The 20,604-nt window shown below is 59.3% G+C and carries 14 protein-coding genes; 5 read left to right on the top strand and 9 right to left on the bottom strand.

Annotated elements, in window-relative coordinates:
- The 5 genes from BMW74_RS07065 to BMW74_RS07045 form a co-directional block, all read right to left on the bottom strand.
- Positions 1-4,894, bottom strand: a 4,894-nt coding sequence (locus BMW74_RS07065) for an Ig-like domain-containing protein (RefSeq protein WP_093416072.1), incomplete at its 3' end; no start/stop codon positions are given.
- 49 nt (positions 4,895-4,943) lie between these two features.
- The gene (locus BMW74_RS07060; RefSeq protein WP_175479173.1) at positions 4,944-5,789 is read right to left on the bottom strand and encodes a sulfotransferase; all 846 of its coding nucleotides are present in this window, start codon (positions 5,787-5,789) and stop codon (positions 4,944-4,946) included.
- 280 nt (positions 5,790-6,069) lie between these two features.
- A complete protein-coding gene (locus BMW74_RS07055; RefSeq protein ID WP_093415609.1) occupies positions 6,070-8,166 on the bottom strand; it encodes a site-2 protease family protein in 2,097 nt (698 codons plus the stop codon).
- Positions 8,167-9,486 (bottom strand): efflux RND transporter periplasmic adaptor subunit, encoded by a 1,320-nt coding sequence (locus BMW74_RS07050; RefSeq protein WP_093415607.1) that lies wholly within the window; start codon positions 9,484-9,486, stop codon positions 8,167-8,169. It abuts the gene before it with no gap.
- A complete protein-coding gene (locus BMW74_RS07045; RefSeq protein ID WP_093415604.1) occupies positions 9,483-10,265 on the bottom strand; it encodes an efflux RND transporter periplasmic adaptor subunit in 783 nt (260 codons plus the stop codon). The genes BMW74_RS07050 and BMW74_RS07045 overlap by 4 nt, the downstream gene beginning before the upstream one ends.
- Positions 10,266-10,542: 277 nt before the next feature.
- Between BMW74_RS07045 and cysC the strand changes: the two genes are divergently transcribed.
- Complete coding sequence (gene cysC / locus BMW74_RS07040; protein WP_093415601.1) at positions 10,543-11,151, top strand: adenylyl-sulfate kinase; 609 nt, start codon at positions 10,543-10,545, stop codon at positions 11,149-11,151.
- Positions 11,152-11,317: 166 nt separating this feature from the next.
- Here the strand turns inward: cysC and gyrB are convergent, their stop codons facing one another.
- From gyrB to dnaA, 4 genes are read right to left on the bottom strand one after another with little or no spacing between them, the layout of a single operon-like run.
- Positions 11,318-13,735, bottom strand: a complete 2,418-nt coding sequence (gene gyrB, locus BMW74_RS07035) for a DNA topoisomerase (ATP-hydrolyzing) subunit B (protein ID WP_093415598.1) — start codon at positions 13,733-13,735, stop codon at positions 11,318-11,320.
- Between the two features lie 4 nt (positions 13,736-13,739).
- Positions 13,740-14,843: a DNA replication/repair protein RecF gene (gene recF / locus BMW74_RS07030; RefSeq protein ID WP_093415596.1), complete on the bottom strand. Its 1,104-nt coding sequence runs from the start codon at positions 14,841-14,843 to the stop codon at positions 13,740-13,742.
- A gap of 19 nt (positions 14,844-14,862) precedes the next feature.
- Positions 14,863-15,966, bottom strand: coding sequence for a DNA polymerase III subunit beta (dnaN, locus tag BMW74_RS07025; RefSeq protein WP_093415594.1), 1,104 nt, complete (start codon positions 15,964-15,966; stop codon positions 14,863-14,865).
- Positions 15,967-16,005: 39 nt separating this feature from the next.
- Positions 16,006-17,523: a chromosomal replication initiator protein DnaA gene (gene dnaA, locus BMW74_RS07020; RefSeq protein ID WP_093415592.1), complete on the bottom strand. Its 1,518-nt coding sequence runs from the start codon at positions 17,521-17,523 to the stop codon at positions 16,006-16,008.
- Positions 17,524-18,087: 564 nt separating this feature from the next.
- Here dnaA and rpmH point away from each other — a divergent pair.
- The 4 genes from rpmH to yidC are packed head-to-tail and all read left to right on the top strand — an operon-like array spanning position 18,088 to position 20,563.
- Positions 18,088-18,222: a 50S ribosomal protein L34 gene (gene rpmH / locus BMW74_RS07015; protein ID WP_003213577.1), complete on the top strand. Its 135-nt coding sequence runs from the start codon at positions 18,088-18,090 to the stop codon at positions 18,220-18,222.
- Positions 18,223-18,238: 16 nt separating this feature from the next.
- Entirely contained in the window at positions 18,239-18,640 is a 402-nt protein-coding gene (gene rnpA, locus BMW74_RS07010) for a ribonuclease P protein component (RefSeq protein ID WP_218189035.1), read from the top strand.
- Entirely contained in the window at positions 18,633-18,878 is a 246-nt protein-coding gene (gene yidD / locus BMW74_RS07005; RefSeq protein ID WP_080761984.1) for a membrane protein insertion efficiency factor YidD, read from the top strand. The genes rnpA and yidD overlap by 8 nt, the downstream gene beginning before the upstream one ends.
- Positions 18,879-18,880: 2 nt before the next feature.
- A complete protein-coding gene (gene yidC / locus BMW74_RS07000; RefSeq protein ID WP_093415588.1) occupies positions 18,881-20,563 on the top strand; it encodes a membrane protein insertase YidC in 1,683 nt (560 codons plus the stop codon).
- Positions 20,564-20,604: the final 41 nt, after the last annotated feature.

The following is a 20,604-nucleotide window of genomic DNA, read 5'->3' as shown; positions in this document are numbered from 1 at the left end:
AGTTGTTGGAGTCGGTCACGCCCACGCCACTGTTGCCCGACCCGTTGGTAACGCCGCTGTTGTCGAGTGTGATCAGGTTGGTGGTGTCGGTGACATTGCTGGTTGGGGTGAGCGTTGCGGTCCAGGTGATGCCGCCGTCGCTGGATGCCACGTTGCTCAGGGTGCCGTTGGCGACGGTCAGGTCAGCGTTGGTGAAACCGGTGACCGCCTCGCTGAAGGTGATGGTCACCGTCGAGGTTCCGCCGGCCTTGAGCGCCGTGTTCGCGACGACAATGGTCGCGGTTGGCACTTCGGTCTGCACCGCGTAGTTGGCCGAGTTGGTGGTGCCGGTACCGGCATTGCCGGCCAGATCGCTGATGCCACTGTTATTCAAGACGATCAGGTTAGAGGCATCGGTGACACCAATAGTCGGGGTAAACGTCGCCGTCCAGGTGATGCCGCCATCGCTCGACGAAACGTTGCTCAGCGTACCGTTGGCGACGCTCAGGTCGCTGTTGTCGAAGCCGCTGACCGCTTCGGAGAAGGTGATCGTGACGAGCGCGGTTTCGCCAGGACGCAGATCGGTATCACTGATGACGATGGTGGCAGTCGGGCGCTGGCTATCGATCACATAGTTGGGTGAGTCGGTGGTGCCGCTGCCGGTGTTGCCCGCTATGTCAGTGATGCCGGTGTTGTCCAGGGTGATGATGTTGCTGGTGTCCGTGATGCCCGCCAACGGAGTAAACGTTGCCGTGAAGGTGATGTTGTCCGAAGTCGTCAGTCCGGAGAGCGTGCCGTTGGCCACGGTCAGATCGGCCAGGGTCAAACCGCTCACGGCCTCGCTGAACGTAATGGTCACGGTGGTGGTCTGGCCGACGCCCAGTGCCGTGTCGGCGAGCACGACAGTTGCGGTGGGGCGTTGGGTGTCGATGGCGTAGTTGTTGGAATTGGTGGTGCCGTTGCCGGCGTTGCCGGAGGCGTTTTGCACGCCGCTGTTGTCGAGGGTGATCAGGTTGCTCACGTCCTTGATGTTGCTGGTCGGGGTGAAAGTTGCCGTCCAGGTGATACCGCCGTCGCTGCTGCTCACCGCGGAGAGAGTACCGTTGGCGATGGTCAAGTCAGCGTTGGTAAAACCGGTGACGGCCTCGGAGAAGGTGACGGTCACCGTCGTCGTTTCACCAATGGTCAAGCTGTTGTCCGCGACGATGATGGTGGCGGTTGGCGCCACGGTGTTGATGGTGAAATTGCCGGAGTTGGTCGTGCCCGTGCCGGCGTTCCCGGCCAGGTCAGCGATACCGGTGTTGGCCAGGGTGATGATGTTGCTGGTGTCGTTGATCCCGCCGGTCGGCGTGAAGGTCGCCGTCCAGGTGATGCCGCCATCGGCGCTGCTGACCGCCGTGAGCGTGCCGTTGGGGACGGTCAGGTCGGCGTTGGTGAAACCGCTGACCGCTTCGCTGAAGGTGATGGTCACGAGCGAGGTTTCGCCGGCGCTCAGGCTCGGATCGGCGATCACGATGGTTGCGGTTGGACGCTGGGTGTCGATGCTGTAGTTGTTCGAATCGGTGGTGCCACTGCCGGCATTGCCGGCCAGGTCGGTAACGCCAGTGTTGTCCAGCGTCACCAGGTTGGTGGCGTCGGTGACGTTCGCGCTCGGTGTGAACGTTGCCGTCCAGGTGATGCCGCCGTCCGCGCTGCTGACCGCCGTCAGGGAGCCGTTGGCGATGGTCAGGTCGGCATTGGTAAAACCGCTGACCGCTTCGCTGAAGGTGATGGTCACCAGCGAGGTGTCGCCGATTTTCAAGGTGCTTTGCGTGAACACCACGGTGGCGGTCGGCCGCACGGTGTCGACCACATAATTGGCCGAATCGGTGGTGCCGCTGCCGGCGTTGCCCGCCAGATCCGCAACCCCGCTATTATTGAGGGTGATCAGGTTGGTGGCGTCGGTGATGCTGCTGGTCGGCGTGAACGTCGCCGTCCAGGTGATGCCGCCATCCGCGCTGCTGACTGCGCTCAACGTGCCGTTGGCAATGCTCAGGTCGGCATTGGTGAACCCACTGACCGCTTCACTGAAGGTGATGGTCACCAACGACGTTTCACCGATTTTCAGCGCGGTATCGGCGACCACGATGGTCGCAGTCGGCCGTGCGGTGTCGATCGCGTAGTTGTTGGAGTTGGTGCTGCCAGTGCCGGCGTTGCCGGCCAGGTCATTGACCCCGGTATTGTCCAGAGTGATCAGGTTGGTGGTGTCGGTGACGCTCGTGGTTGGCGTCAGCGTGGCGGTCCAGGTGATGCCGCCGTCGCTGCTGCTCAGTCCGCTCAAGGTGCCGTTGGCCACCGTCAGGTCGGCGGTGGTGAAGCCGCTCACCGCTTCGCTGAAGGTGATGGTCACCACAGAGGTTTCGCCTGCCGCCAGATTGGTGTCGGCAACGACAATGGTCGCGGTCGGCCGCACGGTGTCGACCACATAATTGGCCGAATCGGTGGTGCCGCTGCCAGCGTTGCCGGCCAGATCCGCCACCCCGGTGTTGTCCAGGGTAATCAGGTTGGTGGCATCGGTAATGCTCGCGTTCGGGGTGAACGTCGCCGTCCAGGTGATGCCGCCGTCGGCGCTGCTGACGTTAGTCAGCGTACCGTTGGCAATAATGGTCAGGTCGGCGTTGGTGAAACCGCTCACTGCCTCGCTGAACGTGATGGTCACCAGCGAGGTGTCGCCGATTTTCAGGGCAGTGTCTGCCATCACGATGGTTGCGGTCGGTCGCTGAGTATCGATGACGTAATTGTTGGAGTTGGTAGTGCCGACGCCTGCCACGCTGTCGGACACCGCCGTCACCCCGGTGTTGTCGAGGGTGATGAGGTTGGTGGTGTCGGTAATGTTGTTGGTCGGCGTAAAGGTTGCCGTCCAGGTGATACCGCCGTCGGCGCTGGACACATTGGTCAGCGTGCCGTTGGCAATGGTCAGGTCGGCGTTGGTAAAACCGTTTACCGCGCGGCTGAAGGTGATGGTCACCAGCGAGGTTTCGCCGATTTTCAGCGCGGTGTCGGCGACCACGATGGTGGCGGTCGGTGGTTCCACGTAAGCGGTGTTGAGCGTACCGCCGTTGTTGTAGATGCCCACCAGCGCACTCGGCGTTGTACCCGTCGAGCCACCGTTCGACAGACCGCCGCCACCGCTGGCAGCGCCGTTGCCACTGATCGCGGCAAAGTTGCTCGCGGTGATCAGCACCACGCCGCCGTTGTTCCAGATCGCGCCGACGCCGCGACCGCCAGCCCCGCCATCGGCGCCGTTGCTGCCGACCCCACCGCCACCGCCACCGCCGCCACCGGCAGCAATGTTATTGCTGATGACCGAGTTGCCGATGACTTTCAGGGTGCCACTCGCGGCGTTGTAGATACCACCTGCCGCGTTGGCACCGACGCCGCCGACTTTGTCCCAGCCGGAACCACCGCCGCCGCCACCAATGGACAGCGTGCCGTTGCTGGCCGAACCGCCGTTGCCGCCATGACTGTAACCGGCTCCGGCGCTGCCGCCATTGCCGCCGACGCCACCGGTGCTGGTGCCGCCGCGGCCGCCCATGTCGGTCGGGCTGTAACCACCGCCATAACCACCGGCATTGGCACCGCCCGCACCGCCGGCATAGGTGCCGGTAGCCGGGCCTGACGAGCCGCCATGGCCACCGACCTGGCCACCGATACCGGCACCGCCACCACCGCCACCGCCGACATAACCGCCGGTCACACCACCGCCACCACCACCGCCGGAGGCGGCGTTGGCAGTCACTGTCACGTTGTTCAGGGTCAGAGTCCCCGCGTTGAAAATGCCGCCGCCCATGGCCCCCGCAGCGGCTGAACCACCATTACCACCGTTGCCCGCCACCAGGCCTTTGGTGATCACTAGCCCGTCGAGGGTCACGGTGTTACCGGAGGTCACTTCCACCACGCGAGTCTTGTATTGACCGTCGAGGGTCACGTCGGCGACGCCGTCGTTGTTCAGGTCGCCATCGACGGTGATGCTCTTGTTGATCAGCAATTCAGACGTGAGCTGGACGGTCATGCCGGAGCTGAACGTGACGATGTCACCGTTCTGCGCCGACGCCAGCGCCGCACGCAACGAGCCGACGCCCGAGTTGAGATTGTTGGTCGCCGTCCACGTGGCCAGCCCCCACTGGTATTCGCTCATGGCTTTGCTCGACAGCACGTTGGCGCTTTCGATGGTGCCAGTAGCGATTTCCAGATCCCAGTCGCCACCCACGCCGGTGCGGTTGTTCGATGCCGCCACATCGCGACCGGTCAATTGCGCCAGCGATTCGACGAAGCTCAGCCCGCGATCACCTTCGGCGGTGTAGCAGCCGTAAATCAGAATATCGCCACCGGCGTTCATGTCCTTGCCGATCTCGGCCAGCACGGCGCTGCGGGCGGCGACGTTGTCGGCCGACAGGTAGCTGTTGCCCAGCCACAGGTCGCCGGCATTACCGTGGGCAATGATCTGCACCGAACTGACACCCTGATGGGTATCCAGGTAAGCGGCGATCTGCTGCAAACCGTCTTTCGTGGCGTCGAGCCGGACCACTTGGGTGTCAGGTGCCACGCCTTTTAGCAAGCTATCGGCATCCTTGATTCGCGAATCGACGAACACCACGCTTTGGCCAGGCACGGCAGTGGGTGTTGCCGCCGGTGCGGGCGTAGCCGCCGAGGCGTTATCCGCCTGGCCATGGGTATCCTTGCTGGCAATCGGGTGATCGGCCGTCGGCGCCTTGGCCGCGTCAGCCGTGGGGTGAGTGTCAGGCTGGGCCGCATCGGCCACCGTGGCCGCGACCGCACCGTCGAACAGCATTCGCGGTTCCAGGGACATGATCATTGGCGATGCCAGTACGCGAGTGCCCTGGGCCTTGTGCGATTTGCCGTTGCTCCACCACATGCTGCTCACCCGAACTCGAACGTTTGTTAGCGCCAATAAAAAGCCGCGATCAATTGATCGCGGCGTCGGATTTCATACGAATAACATTGGCAGCGCTGGAGGACCCATCGTGCCAAAAGGACAACTCTGCGTACTTGTCGAACAGGTCCGGCGGCAGGATCGTACGTCGGGGCTCCAGCGCCACCTTGCGTTTGACCCGATGCAGCCCCGAGACGCCAAGTGCCTGATCGAACTCCGGCGCGTCGTAGACGATGTTGTTGAAATCATGCTCAAACCACGGTTCACCGATGAATTCGTAGACCAGACGCAGCACCCGCTCAGGCGCCTGACTAAGCAGGTCGTAATCGACAATCAGCAAAGAGTCGGCGTGTTCGCCGTAATAGGCTTCTTTGAGCGCGGTCCAGGCAAAACCCACCAGGCGATTGCGCTGAGCGAGGGTTTCACAACGGCTGTAGACGGTGTTGCGTTCGACTTCGTCGTTGAACAGCTTGGTGTTCTCGAACGGGTTGGCGCGGTACACACGCTCAAGGCTGTCCATCACCCAGGCGACGTTGCGTACACAGGCAATGGTTTTGGTTTTGGGGAACAAGTCTTGCAGCGCAGGCAGACGCGAGCACCACTGACGATTGGTATCGAAGATGACGGGAGTGTTTACCTGCTCGGCATAAACGGAATCGAACAGCCCGCGCAAAAGTCGGCGGCGCAACGGGGTATCGATGACCGCGCCGAATTCACTGCCGGCACTGAATTGTTCGAGAACACTGGTAAAGAGTGAGCCGACCGGGCTGGTCATCCCCGCATGAAAGCGCGGGTTCTGCAACAGAATAGCCGCCAGCAGAGTAGACCCTGAGCGTGGCAATCCGGAGATAAAGTGGAACTGCTGCAATCCTTTCACCATAGTCGAAAGTCCGTTTGTAGGACAAATCGTAGGCCAAAGACGGTACATTCGACTAGTGGTGTTTTGATATCAATTCGGCGCAAAAAAAGCTCTACCCCTCTGAAATCAGCGAACCAGAGCTGGTGAAACGTTTAATCCATCCGTTGCTTTTACCCTCGAAACTGACGGCCCCCGTGACCGTTTCAACGGATTTTTCCAGCCTGCCGAACCCGAAAGAGGGGGATAGCGCAACGACGCACCACCCGTGTTGTTGTTCAGCTTTGCGAGTCTCCCTGCGCTAAAAACCACTCTCCCTGACGCCCAGCGCCGCCAACCGGCGCCACGCCGTTCCCAGCAGCGACTCACTGCGGCCTTGCACCACCGCCACGCCGCGCAAAGGCTGGATCGGCGTGGCAATCGCCTCCAGCGTCGTGAGGCGTACCGCGTATTGCGCCTGAACCGGTTCCGGCCGCTGACTCTGGTCACGGCGCACGGCAATCGGTCCGTGGTGGTCCGACGTCAACGCTTCCTGATCAATGAACCCGGCACCGTTGGCGTCGATTTCACTCAACTGCACCGCGACGGCCGGGCGCATAGGATCCTCGGCGATAAACCGCCCATGAGCCCCAGGGGCGACTCGCCACAACTCGGCCTCGGCCAGATACCCTCTTAAACGCGCACCTTCTTCGACCACCCGGACCAAAGGTTCTTTGGGTGATAGCCAACGACCTGCGATCAATTGCGGCAACAGGTCACGCACCTTGCCGGTCTGCGGTGCGCGGATCAGCAAGCGCTCCCGTTGCGCGACCAATCCACGATATTCGGCCACCGCCTCGGCCAGACGTTGCTCGACAATCCCGGCGTCAGCTGCGGTTTCACTGCGGCTGGCCTGCCGGCGCATCTGCAATTGCTGGACCTGGATTTCCCGCCGGACGATGGCCTGGCGTGAATCGAGATCTGGCGACTCCAGCTCAATCAATACATCCCCCTGGCCCACCCATTGACCATCGCTGACATTCACCTGCTTGACTCGCGCCGCTACCGGCGCATGCAACGTGCTGACGCGGCCGGCCTCCAGCATCGACGGCACCTCCACCGCGCTACGCCACGGCACCGCCAGCAGTAAAACCATCACAACCAACCCCAGGGTACTCAGCAAGACCCTAGGGGCGTGGGCCTGGTCGCGCCGGGTCCACCACTCACGCCACTCGCGCGCGATCGGCAAAAAGATGAACCACACCAGTTCCACGAGCATCAGGAAGATGCCCAACAGCTTAAAGAACAGGTGATACACCGCCAGCGCGATCCCGAAAAATAGCACCGCGCGCCAAATCCACGAGCCATAACCCCAAATCAGCAAACGCCGTTGCATCGATGGCGACCAGGGTTCCGGCGCCGGCGCACCATAGCCGAACAAGACCTCGCGCAAATGCCAGCGGCACAGGGCAAAGGCTCGCCCCTGAAGGTTGTCGACTTCCCAGAAATCGCTGAGCAAAAAGTAACCATCGAAACGCATGAACGGGTTGAGGTTGATCACCAACGTAGTGATCCAGGTGGCACTGGCGAGCATGAAAGCCGCCGTGCGTGCGGGACCGTCGGGCAGCAGCGACCAGGCGAGTAATGCGATGCAGGCCAGCAGCAACTCCGCCAGCACGCCGCCAGCACCAATCAGCAACCTGGTACGCCGATCATTGACCCGCCAGGCGTCGCTGACATCGGTGTAAAACATCGGCAGCATGACCATGAACGCCACGCCCATGCTTTGCACCCGGCAACCCGCGCGCTTGGCCATGAAGGCGTGACCGAACTCGTGGCAAAGCTTGGCGAAAAACAGCGCGACGCCAAACGACAATGCACCACCGAGACTGAATAAATGCGGAAACGTCGCGATAAAGCGCTGCCAGTCCCGGGACACCAGAAACACCCCAAGCCCCAGCAGGGCCGGCAAACCGTAGCGCAATCCACGCGGACCGAAACGCGCCAGCCAGGGCCAGGCGCGATTGAGAAACGCATCCGGGCGCCACAGCGGAATCCGGAAAAAAAGGTATTGATGCAGCAGGATCTGCCACAGCGCCTGGCGCTGGGCGGTGGCCTTGAGGCTGTAACTGGCACGTTGTTGCGGGTCGAGGGCACTGATCAGGTCGTGGCCACGCAAGAAACTCAGCAACTGCTCAAGCTCGGTGCCATCGAGCAGCAGCCCCGGCTCACGATTGGCGGCGCGCAACACCTGCTCCGGATCGCCCAGGGACCAATGACGCAACAGGCGCATCGCCGCCGCACCGAGTTTGAAGTAGCGTCCACGTACCGGGTCGGCCAGGGTCCAACGGGGCGAGCCGTCAAGCGCCGGGGCCGCCGCCGACAGTTGCAGGTCTGCCCGCAGGCTAGGCAGGCTCATCTACAAGCCCACGCTTTGGCGCAACCCGGCCAGCGGTCGACGCAGCAGGTACAACGCCAGCGGTGCGCGATCGCCAAAGATTTTGGCGGTGCCGCGCAAACCGATACGCGGTGGTGCCGCGTCAAAATTCGCGTCCAGTCGATAAGCCAGTTGTCCACCGGCGGTAGGCTGCGCTTCGTAGGCCGAGCGTTCGAGTTTGGCCAGATGCCGCTGCAACGGATCGCTGTCCAGAAACAGCGCGACCTGCGCCCCCGGCTCCAGAGCAATCGCATCGCCTACGGCCAGTTCGATACGCAACTCGGCCTGGTTCGGGTCAGCGATTTCCATCAGCCGTTCGCCAGTCTGCACCGGTTTACCCGTCCACCGTTCGGCGTCGGCAAACACCGCGATGCCATCCCGCTCGGCGCGCACATCGCTGCGTTTGAGCAGTTCGCGGGCGTAATCACGTTCAGCGCGCTTTTGTTCGACCCGGGCCGCCAGCAAGTCATTTTTAGAGCTGGATTCAGCATCGGCGAAGGAACGCTGGGAATTGGCCTTGAGTTCGGCTTCGGCCACGCCCAAGGCACGTTCGGAGACATCGGCCTGAGCCTTGAGGGTCGTGTTTTCGAAGCGCAGCAGCAGGTCGCCGGGCTTTACCGTCTGGTTGGGTTTGACCAGAAACTCGGCAATCACCCCATCCAGCGGCGCAGCCACCACCCGTCCGCCAAGCGGCACTACTTCGGCGGGCGCCAGCACCGATTGACGCACAGGGATCAACAACCCGAGCAGCAACGCCGCCACCAGCGCCGCCTGACGTTTACGGGTCCAGCGCAACCGCCACGGTTTGTGCGGTTTCAGCGCCAACCAGGCATGGCTGTATGTGTCGCCCAGTTGCGACAGCAAGACTTGCTCGGAAGGATTCCATGGAACGTCTCGGGCCAGCCATAGACCACCGAACACGTCGCCCTGATGATCTACCAGCGGCAGCCAGAACACTTGAGCGGCGGACAGGCTTTGCCAATCCGCCTGAATCGACTCACTCAGGAGGTCATGCGAGACCACCCGTGCCTGTTTCAGCACGTCGAGTTTGAACAACTGAGCCACCGCTTGCTCGACGAACGCCACGAATGGCGCGTTCGGGTCCACTGCACTGACGCCGGTCACAGCCTGCACCTTGCCGGCAATCAACAGCGCTGCATGGCGGAAGCCGAACAGCGCCTGGCCGTCGTTCACCAGGCTGTAGGCCAGTTGCGCCGGGGTACGGGCCGCGCGGGTCAGCCGTTCAAGGTCGAGAAAACGGGCGAATACCTGTTCGGGGCCACCAGTCACCGGGGCGTTCACTTGAGCTCCGCGAAACGCGCCGTTCCGCTCATGCCAGCCAACAAACCCGTAGCGTTGGGCAGCGTCGCCACCAGCAACAAGGTCTGGCTGCCTTCATCGATCCGAGCACCCAAGCGCTTGACCGTGGCATCGAGTGGTTGACCGGTTTCATCAGGAACAAAACTGAAAGTCTGGCCGGGCTTGAGCTTGCCCATCCAGCGCGACGGAATCAGCAGATGAATTTCCAGGGTCCGGTTGTCGACCACATCCAGCAATGGGGCTCCGGCGGCAACGCTTTCATAACGCTGGACCTTGCGCTCCACCACCTGACCGTCAAACGGCGCGAGCACACTGCAACGCTTGACCTGCACCTGATAGACCTGGGACTGCGCCTGGGTTTCGCTGACCTTGGCCTCGGCCCGTGCCACTTCGAAACGCCCGACCGAATTCAGCGCCGCCAGCTGCTTATTGTGAGCCAATTCTTCACTGGCCCCATGGCTGGCCGCTTGAGCCGCGTTGAGCTGAGCCTGAAAACCCGAGCAGTCGAAACGCGCCAGGGTATCGCCCTTCTTGAACGACTCCCCCTCGCTGAAGGGCAACTCGACAACTCGCCCCGGCAACTCGCTGGCAAGGACCGCCTGATCCCGAGCCCGAAGCACACCGCGGGCTTCGCTGCTGGCTTGTACACTGCCGCCGACGGCACTGTTTTCCAGCAGCGGATCGTCTGGCGCAGGCGTTTGCGCCTGTACCGCACACGTTACAAAGGCAAATCCAACAACCCAACATCCAAAACGCGGCATAACCGTGACTCCCTGACGGATATGCGGAGTCTACGATAGCCGCAAGTTGCGTCAAGCAAATAGCCATCATTGCTGAGAGAAAGCTCACTAATGAGTGTTCATTCCCTTACAAACGAGTAAGACGTGTCCCATACATGGGAGCGGTGGCGAGCCCGAAGGAGTCGATGCGGATTGACTCAACAGCTTGCCTCAGATCCACTACTACGGTAGTGAAGACAGGCGTACCTGTGGCCAGAACGGTTGAACGAACATCCACGCTGCTTAATAAGCCCTAAACATGATCGATCACTTAACACCCACCAACTCTGCCCTGACAGATCTGACGCGCAAAGCGCGTTATGGCCATAACGGCGCAGTGATCTGGCTCACGGGGCTGTCGGCCTCAGGTAAGTCATCGTTGGCCCACGCGCTGGAGCGGACCCTGTTTACGCTCGGTTACGCCTGCTATGTACTGGACGGCGATAACCTACGCACAGGCCTCAACGCCGATCTCGGGTTCTGCCATGCAGACCGAAGCGAGAACATTCGCCGTGTAGGGACGGTGGCGGCATTGTTTGCCGATGCAGGGCTAATCTGCATCGCGGCAGTCATCTCACCGTATCGCGAGGACCGCGCCAAGGCACGACAGGCTCATGCCCATGGCTTTCACGAGATTCATGTAGCCGCTGACCTGCAGACCTGTGAGGCTCGGGATCCTAAAGGGTTATACCGTAAGGCGAGAACCGGCGAACTCTCCGAGTTCACCGGTATCAGCGCACCCTATGAACCCCCACATCACCCGCAACTGTATCTTGATACCGCAGGAGAGACACTCGAGGCGAGTCTGGAAAAACTGCTGAACTATGTACTGGAAAACGTACCACGAGCAGATGAAGCTCAGTCATGAAGCCTATTGGACCTAATAGCGAGCGACCTCCATTGTATTAGTCGCTGGACGCTTACTCTCCAGATACCCCCCGACCCATAAAGCAAAAAACCCCGGCAGATCTGCATCTGCCGGGGTTTATGCTATTAGCCTGGACGGAAAATAACTTTCCCCGTCGACACCTGGATCAGAAGTCCAGGTTCGACACCGCCAGGGCGTTGCTTTCGATGAACTCACGACGTGGTTCGACCGCATCACCCATCAGGGTGTTGAAGATCTGGTCAGCGCCAATGGCGTCTTCAATCGTTACCTTGAGCATCCGGCGCTGGCTTGGGTCCATGGTGGTTTCCCATAGCTGATCCGGGTTCATCTCGCCCAGACCTTTGTATCGCTGGATGGTGTGGCGCTTGGTGCTTTCCGCCATCAGCCATTCAAGGGCTTCCTTGAACTCGGTAACCGGCTTCTTGCGCTCGCCACGCTGGATGTAGGCACCGTCATCCAACAAGGTGCTCAGTTGAGCGCCCAGGGACACAACGGTCTTGTAGTCATTGCTGCCGAAGAAGTCGCGGTTGAAGGTGACGTAGTTCGACAGGCCGTGGGAGATCAGTTCAACCTCCGGCAGCCAGACGTTACGTTCACGGTCTTCACGCAGGCTAGCCTTGTAGACCAGGCCCGACTTCTCGACGGTGCGCAGGCGTACTTCGTACTTGGCCAGCCAATCCTGCATCGCAGCGTGATCGGACAGCTGTTCCAGGCTCACGGCTGGCAGGTAGATGAAGTGCTCGGTCAGCTCCTGCGGATACAGGCGCGACAGACGCTTGAGGGTCTTCATCACCAGGCGGAAGTCGTTCACCAGACGCTCCAGCGCTTCGCCGGAGATCCCAGGGGCATCTTCGTTCAAGTGCAGGCTTGCATCTTCCAGGGCCGACTGCGTCATGTACTCTTCCATGGCGTCGTCGTCTTTGATGTACTGCTCTTGCTTGCCCTTTTTCACTTTGTACAACGGTGGCTGGGCGATGTAGATGTAGCCACGCTCGATCAGCTCCGGCAATTGACGGAAGAAGAACGTCAGCAGCAGGGTACGGATGTGCGAACCGTCGACGTCGGCGTCGGTCATGATGATGATGTTGTGGTAGCGCAGCTTGTCGATGTTGTACTCATCGCGACCAATGCCACAGCCCAGCGCGGTGATCAAGGTGCCCACTTCCTGGGAAGAGATCATCTTGTCGAAGCGGGCCTTTTCGACGTTCAGGATTTTACCCTTGAGCGGCAGAATGGCCTGGGTCCGGCGGTTACGTCCCTGCTTGGCGGAGCCGCCAGCAGAGTCACCTTCCACCAGGTACAGTTCGGAGAGGGCAGGGTCTTTTTCCTGGCAGTCCGCCAGTTTGCCTGGCAGGCCAGCAATATCCAGCGCACCCTTGCGACGAGTCATCTCACGGGCTTTACGCGCCGCTTCACGGGCCCGGGCCGCGTCGATCATCTTGCCAACAACCAGCTTGGCTTCGTTCGGGTTTTCCAACAGGAAGTCGGAGAAGTACTTGCCCATTTCCTGTTCGACGGCGGTCTTCACTTCGGAAGACACCAGCTTGTCCTTGGTCTGGGAGCTGAACTTCGGATCCGGCACTTTCACCGAAATGATCGCGGTCAGGCCTTCACGGGCATCGTCACCGGTGGTGGCGACTTTGTGTTTCTTCGCCAGGCCTTCAGCTTCGATGTAGGTGTTCAGGTTACGCGTCAGGGCGGAACGGAAACCCACCAGGTGAGTACCGCCGTCACGCTGAGGAATGTTGTTGGTGAAGCACAACAGGTTCTCGTTGAAGCTGTCGTTCCACTGCAGGGCGATTTCCACGCCGATGCCGTCTTCACGCTGGACGCTGAAGTGGAACACCTGGTTGACCGGCGTCTTGTTGGTGTTCAGGTACTCAACGAACGCACGCAAGCCCCCTTCGTACTTGAACAGCTCTTCCTTGCCGCTGCGCTCGTCCTTGAGGACGATGCCAACACCGGAGTTAAGGAAGGACAACTCACGAATCCGCTTGGCCAGGATGTCCCAGCTGAAGTGGATATTCTTGAAGGTTTCGTCGGACGGACGGAAATGGATCTGGGTGCCGGTGGTCTCGCTCTCACCAACGATCCTCATCGGCTCCTGGGGAACACCGTGAACGTAGGTCTGTTCCCAGATTTTGCCGCTGCGACGCACCGTCAGCACCAGCAATTCGGAGAGGGCGTTCACCACGGAAACACCTACACCGTGCAACCCGCCAGATACTTTGTAGGAGTTATCGTCGAACTTACCGCCGGCGTGCAGCACGGTCATGATGACCTCGGCAGCCGAAACGCCTTCTTCTTTATGCACGTCTACCGGGATGCCACGACCGTTGTCGCGCACGGTGATGGATTCGTCCGGGTGGATGATGATGCTGATGTCGTCGCAATGGCCGGCCAAAGCTTCGTCGATCGAGTTATCGACCACCTCGAACACCATGTGGTGCAGACCGCTGCCATCGTCGGTGTCACCAATGTACATACCGGGACGTTTGCGTACGGCATCCAGGCCTTTCAGCACTTTAATGCTCGTTGAGTCGTACGTATTTTCTTCGCTCATGCCTTCACTCCCGATGGTCGTGGGTCTGGGTGATACGGCCCTGTTCCACGTGGAACAAAGCGACTGGCGTTTCCGTCTGCCAGCCTTCCCTCAATAATTCATGATCTACACAGGTGATAAACACCTGGCAGCGTAAGTCTTCCAGCAAACGGCAAAGCGCGCGGCGATGCTGCTCATCCAGTTCGGACGGCAAGTCATCCACCAGATAAATACACTGGCCGCGCCGGGCCTGACTGACCAAGTGCCCTTGGGCTATACGCAACGCACAGACCACCAACTTCTGCTGGCCACGGGACAGGATGTCCGCAGCATTGTGCGCCCCCAATCGAAGACGCAAATCAGCGCGTTGTGGTCCGGCCTGGGTATGCCCCATTTGCTGGTCCCGGTGTACGGACGCGGCGAGCACTGCACTCAGCTCTCGCTCCTTGTCCCATCCCCGGTAATAGCTAAGCGTTAAGCCCTCGAGTTCGACGAGTTCGCTCAAGGTCTGTTCAAAGACTGGTTTCAAGGCTTTGATGTAGGCGCGGCGGTATTCATCAATTTCAGCGCTAGCCTGGCACAATTCCCTGTCCCAAACCGCTTGCGAAACGGCGTCAAGTGTACCATGCCGCAGCCAAGAGTTTCTCTGGCGCAGGGCCTTCTGCAAGCGCTGCCAAGTGGACATGAAGCGTGGTTCCACGTGGAACACACCCCAATCGAGAAACTGTCGACGAATCTTTGGTGCACCTTCCAATAGGCGAAAGCTATCCGGGTTGATCAATTGCAAGGGTAGGGTTTCTGCCAGTTGCGCCGCACTGCGGGCATTCTGCCCGTCGATGCGGATCTGAAACTCGCCCTGACGATCCCGGGATATCCCCAAGGCGCTATGTCCGCCTTCCGCCAACTCGACCTGACCGAACACCGTGCACGCCAACTGCTCGTACTGAATGACCGGTAATAGGCGGGTACTACGAAACGAACGGGCAAGCCCCAGCAGGTGGATGGCTTCCAGCACGCTGGTTTTGCCACTGCCGTTGGCGCCGTACAGAATGTTGATGCGGGGGGAGGGGGAGAAGGTCACCGGGTGCAGGTTGCGCACCGCGGTGACTGAAACGCGACTGAGGGACATCTAGCGGTTGCTGAGCATGTTACAGGCGCATCGGCATGACGACGTAAGCCGAGTCGTCATTGTCGGACTCTTGCACCAGCGCACTGCTGTTGGAGTCGGACAGAATCAGGCGAACCTGTTCAGTGGTCATCACACCCAGCACGTCGAGCAGGTAGCTCACGTTGAAGCCGATTTCCAGCGAGCCGCCGTTGTACTCAACGCCAACTTCTTCTTCCGCTTCTTCCTGCTCCGGGTTGTTCGCCTGGATCTTCAACTGACCGTTGGCCAGTTGCAGACGGATACCACGGTACTTCTCGTTGGAAAGAATCGCAGTACGGCTGAAGGCTTCACGCAGCGCCTGGCGATCGCCCAATACCAGCTTGTCGCCACCTTTGGGCAGAACGCGCTCGTAGTCCGGGAACTTGCCATCGACCAGCTTCGAGGTGAAGGTGAACTCACCCGTGGTAGCACGAATGTGGTGCTGGCCCAGAACGATGCTGACATTACCGTCCGGCTCGGTCAGCAGGCGAGCCAACTCCAGGATCCCCTTGCGCGGAACGATCACCTGGTGACGATCCGGCTGCCCGATATCAGCCCGCATCGAGCACATGGCCAGGCGGTGGCCGTCGGTGGCCACGGCACGGATGATCCCTTCGGATACTTCCAGCAGCATACCGTTGAGGTAATAACGAACATCCTGTTGGGCCATGGCAAAGCTGGTGCGCTCAATCAGGCGGCGCAACTTGCTTTGCTCCAGGCTGCAGGTCAACGAGCCTGGGCCTTCTTCCACCGTCGGGAAATCGTTGGCGGGCAACGTCGACAGGGTGAAGCGGCTGCGGCCAGCCTTGACCACGAGTTTCTGCTCATCGAGCTTGATATCGATCAGCGCGTCGTTTGGCAGGCTTTTGCAGATGTCCATCAGCTTGCGCGCCGGGACAGTAATCTCGCCCGGTTCGGCAGGCTCTTCGAGCTGTACACGACCGACCAGTTCGACTTCCAGGTCGGTACCGGTCAGCGACAGTTGCTGGCCTTCGACAACCAGCAGCACGTTGGAGAGCACCGGCAAGGTCTGTCGGCGCTCGACGACACCTGCGACCAGTTGCAGGGGTTTCAACAGGGCTTCGCGTTGAATGGTGAAATGCATGGTCTAGTCCCTTGCCTTAATAAGCTGCGCTGGTGTTCATCAAGTGGTCAGTGTACGCAGCAGGTTCTTGTAGTCCTCGCGGATGTCCGCGTCGGATTCCTTAAGTTCGTTAATCTTGCGGCAGGCGTGCAATACGGTGGTGTGATCACGGCCGCCAAACACATCGCCGATCTCCGGCAGGCTGTGGTTGGTCAATTCTTTGGACAAGGCCATCGCCACTTGCCGCGGACGAGCGACCGAACGCGAACGGCGTTTGGACAACAAGTCGGAAATCTTGATCTTGTAGTACTCGGCGACGGTGCGCTGAATGTTATCCACAGAGACCAGCTTGTCCTGGAGCGCCAGCAGGTCTTTCAAGGATTCGCGAATCAATTCGATGGTGATGTCGCGGCCCATGAAATGCGAGTGAGCGATAACGCGCTTGAGCGCGCCTTCCAACTCGCGGACGTTGGAGCGAATGCGCTGGGCAATGAAGAACGCCGCATCGTGTGGCAGGTCGACTTTGGCCTGGTCGGCTTTCTTCATCAGGATCGCGACGCGGGTTTCCAACTCCGGAGGCTCGACGGCGACCGTCAATCCCCAACCGAAGCGCGACTTCAAGCGCTCTTCAAGGCCTTCGATTTCCTTCGGGTATCGGTCGCTGGTCAAGATGACCTGCTGGCCACCTTCGAGCAAGGCGTTAAAGGTGTGGAAGAACTCTTCCTGGGAGCGTTCCTTGCGGGCGAAGAATTGAATGTCATCGATGAGCAAGGCATCCACCGAACGGTAGAAACGCTTGAACTCGTTGATGGCGTTGAGTTGCAACGCCTTCACCATATCCGCCACGAAACGCTCCGAATGCAGGTACACGACCTTGGCATTCGGGTTCTTCTTTAATAGATGGTTACCCACAGCGTGCATCAAGTGGGTTTTACCCAAGCCTACGCCGCCATATAGGAACAGCGGGTTATAGCCGTGCTTGGGGTTGTCCGCGACCTGCCAGGCGGCTGCGCGAGCCAACTGGTTGGACTTACCTTCGACGAAGTTTTCAAAGGTGAAGGTACGGTTCAGGTAACTGGTGTGCTTGAGCGCGCCCTCAACCTGCACAGTGCGTTGTTCTGCACGTATCGGTGCCTGTTGCGAGCTGGCGCCAGCCATTGGGTCGAAGCTGTCGCGGGACGGCTCTTCACTGACCTGGGCAACCTTCTGCGTAGCCCGCTTGTTCGGCGTGGCAGGTGCCGGAGCACTGACTGGCGCGGGGGCTGAAGCTGCCAGGGCGTGCGACGCTGCCGCAGCCAAGGGCGCATTCGGTGCTGCACGCGGTGCAGAACTGCGTTTGCTGCCTATTAATAAGGACAGCGCTGGCGCCATGCCATTGCCATGCTCATCCAGCAGTTCGAGCACACGACTCAGGTACTTTTCGTTAACCCAGTCGAGAACAAAGCGATTAGGTGCGTAGACACGCAACTCGTCGCCTTCGGCTTCGACCTGTAGTGGACGGATCCAAGTGTTGAATTGTTGGGCAGGCAGCTCATCGCGCAAAAGCTCCACGCACTGCTGCCAAAGTTCCACTGACACGGATATCCCCTAAGTTGAAAGCCGGTGAGGCAAAAACAAGCGGCCATTGTAGCGACCAGACGCGGACTTATCCACACGTAGCTTGCTCACAGGTATCGCTGAATCAACAATTTATACGCAAAAAAGACGACCGACGGTCTGTGCATAAGCTCTGTGGATAAGCAGGCCTAAGCCCGTTGTACAAGTAGGGGGGAAACTCGGTGGATAACGTGCCTGTGGATAACTAGCGCTTTCACACACAGCTTATCCGACAGTGCAGCACAGGCTAAGCACCGTTTCCCCCTGTAGTTGTCATCCTCTGTACAGCTTGCAGTACAAGGGCTGAGCGAGGTTATCCACAGATAATGTCGGCCCTAGCTTTTATAAGCTTTACAAAAGAGCTTTAAATACTTTCCTTCTTTATTTTTATATTTGGCTGTCTGCCGTCCAGGGCGGAGCACCTGAGAAACCATTTAAAGGAAACGCTGGTTGGAAATTGACCTAGACGCTTGCTTTCTCTAGAATCCCCGGTCTCTTAAAACGGGGGCCATTCCGGCCCGTTGTGGACGAACCAGGTAACACGACATGAAACGTACTTTCCAACCAAGCACTATCAAACGCGCTCGTACCCACGGTTTCCGTGCTCGCATGGCTACCAAAAACGGCCGTGCCGTCCTGTCGCGTCGTCGCGCCAAAGGTCGTGCGCGTCTGGCAGTTTGATAATCCGGTACTGGAGGTGAGTCAGGACTTCAGTCGGGAAAAGCGTTTGCTGACCCCCCGGCATTTCAAGGCAGTCTTTGACTCCCCTACCGGCAAGGTTCCGGGGAAAAATCTCCTGCTCCTTGCACGCACCAACGATCTCGATCACCCCCGCTTAGGGCTGGTTATCGGGAAAAAGAGCGTGAAGCTCTCCGTTGAACGCAATCGTCTCAAACGTCTGATGCGCGAATCGTTTCGCCTCAACCAGGATTCTCTGGTCGGGTGGGACATCGTTATCGTCGCGCGCAAAGGTTTGGGCGATGTAGAAAACCCCGAATTGATTCAGCATTTCGGCAAACTCTGGAAACGTCTGGCACGCAGCACGCCGGTACCAGCAGTCAAAACCGAAACTGTAGGGGTAGACAGCACTGATGCGTAAACTGGCACTCGTTCCGATCCAGTTTTATCGCTATGCCATTAGTCCTCTGATGGCCAGTCACTGTCGTTTCTACCCCAGTTGTTCCTGCTACGCGTATGAAGCCATTGAAAATCATGGCCTTCTACGCGGTGGCTGGCTGGCCTTTCGTCGTTTAGGTCGCTGTCATCCGTGGAATCCCGGTGGTTATGACCCGGTTCCGCCTATCCCTACCTCCCGTTCTTCTTCGATGGCCGAGTAATCATGGATATTAAACGCACGATCCTGATCGTCGCCCTGGCAATCGTGTCCTATGTCATGGTCCTGAAATGGAACCAGGACTATGGCCAGGCTGCCCTGCCGACTCAGAATGTTGCTGCCAATCAGGCTGCCCCTGCTATTGCGGACACTCCACTGGGTAGCAATGCTTCCGCCAGTGCCGATGTTCCCAGCGCGAATGGCGATACCAGTACCCCTACCGAAACTCCGGTAGCGGCCAACAAAGATCTCATCCATGTAAAAACGGATGTGCTCGAACTGGCCATCGACCCTCAGGGCGGTGATGTTGCCCAACTGATGCTGCCGAAGTATCCACGTCGCCAGGACCATCCAGAAATCCCGTTCCAACTGTTCGATAACGGTGGTGAACGTACTTATCTGGCTCAAAGCGGCCTGACCGGCACCGACGGTCCGGATGCGCGTCCTACCGGTCGTCCGGTTTATTCGACCGAACAGAAGACTTATCAACTGGCTGATGGCCAGAACCAGTTCAACGTTGACCTGAAATTCAGCGATGCGGGTGTGAACTACATCAAGCGCTTCACCTTTACCCGCGGTTTGTACGATCTGAAAGTCACTTACTTGATCGACAACACCAGCGACAAGGCCTGGACTGGCAACCTGTTTGCCCAGCTCAAGCGTGATGCAAGCGCCGATCCTTCCTCGACGACTGCCACCGGCACTGCCACTTACCTGGGCGCTGCCCTGTGGACAAGTTCAGAGCCGTACAAAAAAGTGTCGATGAAAGATATCGACAAGGGCTCGCTCAAAGAAACCGTGACCGGTGGCTGGGTAGCCTGGCTGCAACACTATTTCGTGACGGCCTGGATTTCGCCGAAGAACGAAAACAACGTGGTGCAGACCCGTAAAGACAGCCAAGGCAACTACATCATCGGTTTCACTGGCCCAGCCATGACCGTTGCGCCAGGTGCCAAGGCTGAAACCAGCGCCACCCTGTACGCAGGTCCAAAAAGCCAGGCGATACTCAAAGAGTTATCCCCAGGTCTGGAGCTGACGGTTGACTACGGCATTCTGTGGTTCATCGCTCAACCGATCTTCTGGCTGCTGCAACACATCCACGCGATTGTGGGTAACTGGGGCTGGTCGATCATTTTCCTGACCATGCTGATCAAAGGGATCTTCTTCCCGCTGTCGGCTGCCAGCTACAAATCCATGGCGCGCATGCGTGCAGTGGCTCCGAAACTGGCTGCACTGAAAGAGCAACATGGCGACGACCGGCAGAAAATGTCGCAAGCCATGATGGAGTTGTACAAGAAGGAGAAGATCAATCCGCTGGGTGGTTGCTTGCCAATCCTCGTGCAGATGCCGGTTTTCCTCTCGCTGTACTGGGTACTCCTGGAAAGCGTGGAAATGCGCCAGGCTCCGTTCATGTTGTGGATTACCGACCTGTCGATCAAGGATCCGTTCTTCATCCTGCCGATCATCATGGGCGCCACCATGTTCATCCAGCAGCAACTGAACCCGACGCCTCCGGACCCGATGCAGGCCAAGGTGATGAAGCTGATGCCAATCATCTTCACCTTCTTCTTCCTGTGGTTCCCGGCCGGTCTGGTGCTGTATTGGGTAGTGAACAACTGCCTGTCGATCGCCCAACAGTGGTACATCACCCGTAAAGTTGAAGCCGCGGCGAAAAAAACCGAGGCGTAATCTACACGGTATGTAACCATTCAAAACGCCCCCTCGTGGGG

This window comes from Pseudomonas sp. ok272 (assembly GCF_900109995.1).
GTDB lineage: Bacteria > Pseudomonadota > Gammaproteobacteria > Pseudomonadales > Pseudomonadaceae > Aquipseudomonas.
Note: the sequence above shows the minus strand (reverse complement) of the source record. Positions and strands in the feature narration are given on the sequence as shown.

Coding starts and splice junctions, on each gene's coding strand:
- recF (WP_093415596.1), bottom strand. CDS start 14,843: ATGTCCCTCAGTCGCGTTTCAGTCACCGCGGTGCGCAACCTGCACCCG.
- BMW74_RS07045 (WP_093415604.1), bottom strand. CDS start 10,265: ATGCCGCGTTTTGGATGTTGGGTTGTTGGATTTGCCTTTGTAACGTGT.
- gyrB (WP_093415598.1), bottom strand. CDS start 13,735: ATGAGCGAAGAAAATACGTACGACTCAACGAGCATTAAAGTGCTGAAA.
- rpmH (WP_003213577.1), top strand. CDS start 18,088: ATGAAACGTACTTTCCAACCAAGCACTATCAAACGCGCTCGTACCCAC.
- dnaN (WP_093415594.1), bottom strand. CDS start 15,966: ATGCATTTCACCATTCAACGCGAAGCCCTGTTGAAACCCCTGCAACTG.
- BMW74_RS07055 (WP_093415609.1), bottom strand. CDS start 8,166: ATGAGCCTGCCTAGCCTGCGGGCAGACCTGCAACTGTCGGCGGCGGCC.
- cysC (WP_093415601.1), top strand. CDS start 10,543: ATGATCGATCACTTAACACCCACCAACTCTGCCCTGACAGATCTGACG.
- yidC (WP_093415588.1), top strand. CDS start 18,881: ATGGATATTAAACGCACGATCCTGATCGTCGCCCTGGCAATCGTGTCC.
- yidD (WP_080761984.1), top strand. CDS start 18,633: ATGCGTAAACTGGCACTCGTTCCGATCCAGTTTTATCGCTATGCCATT.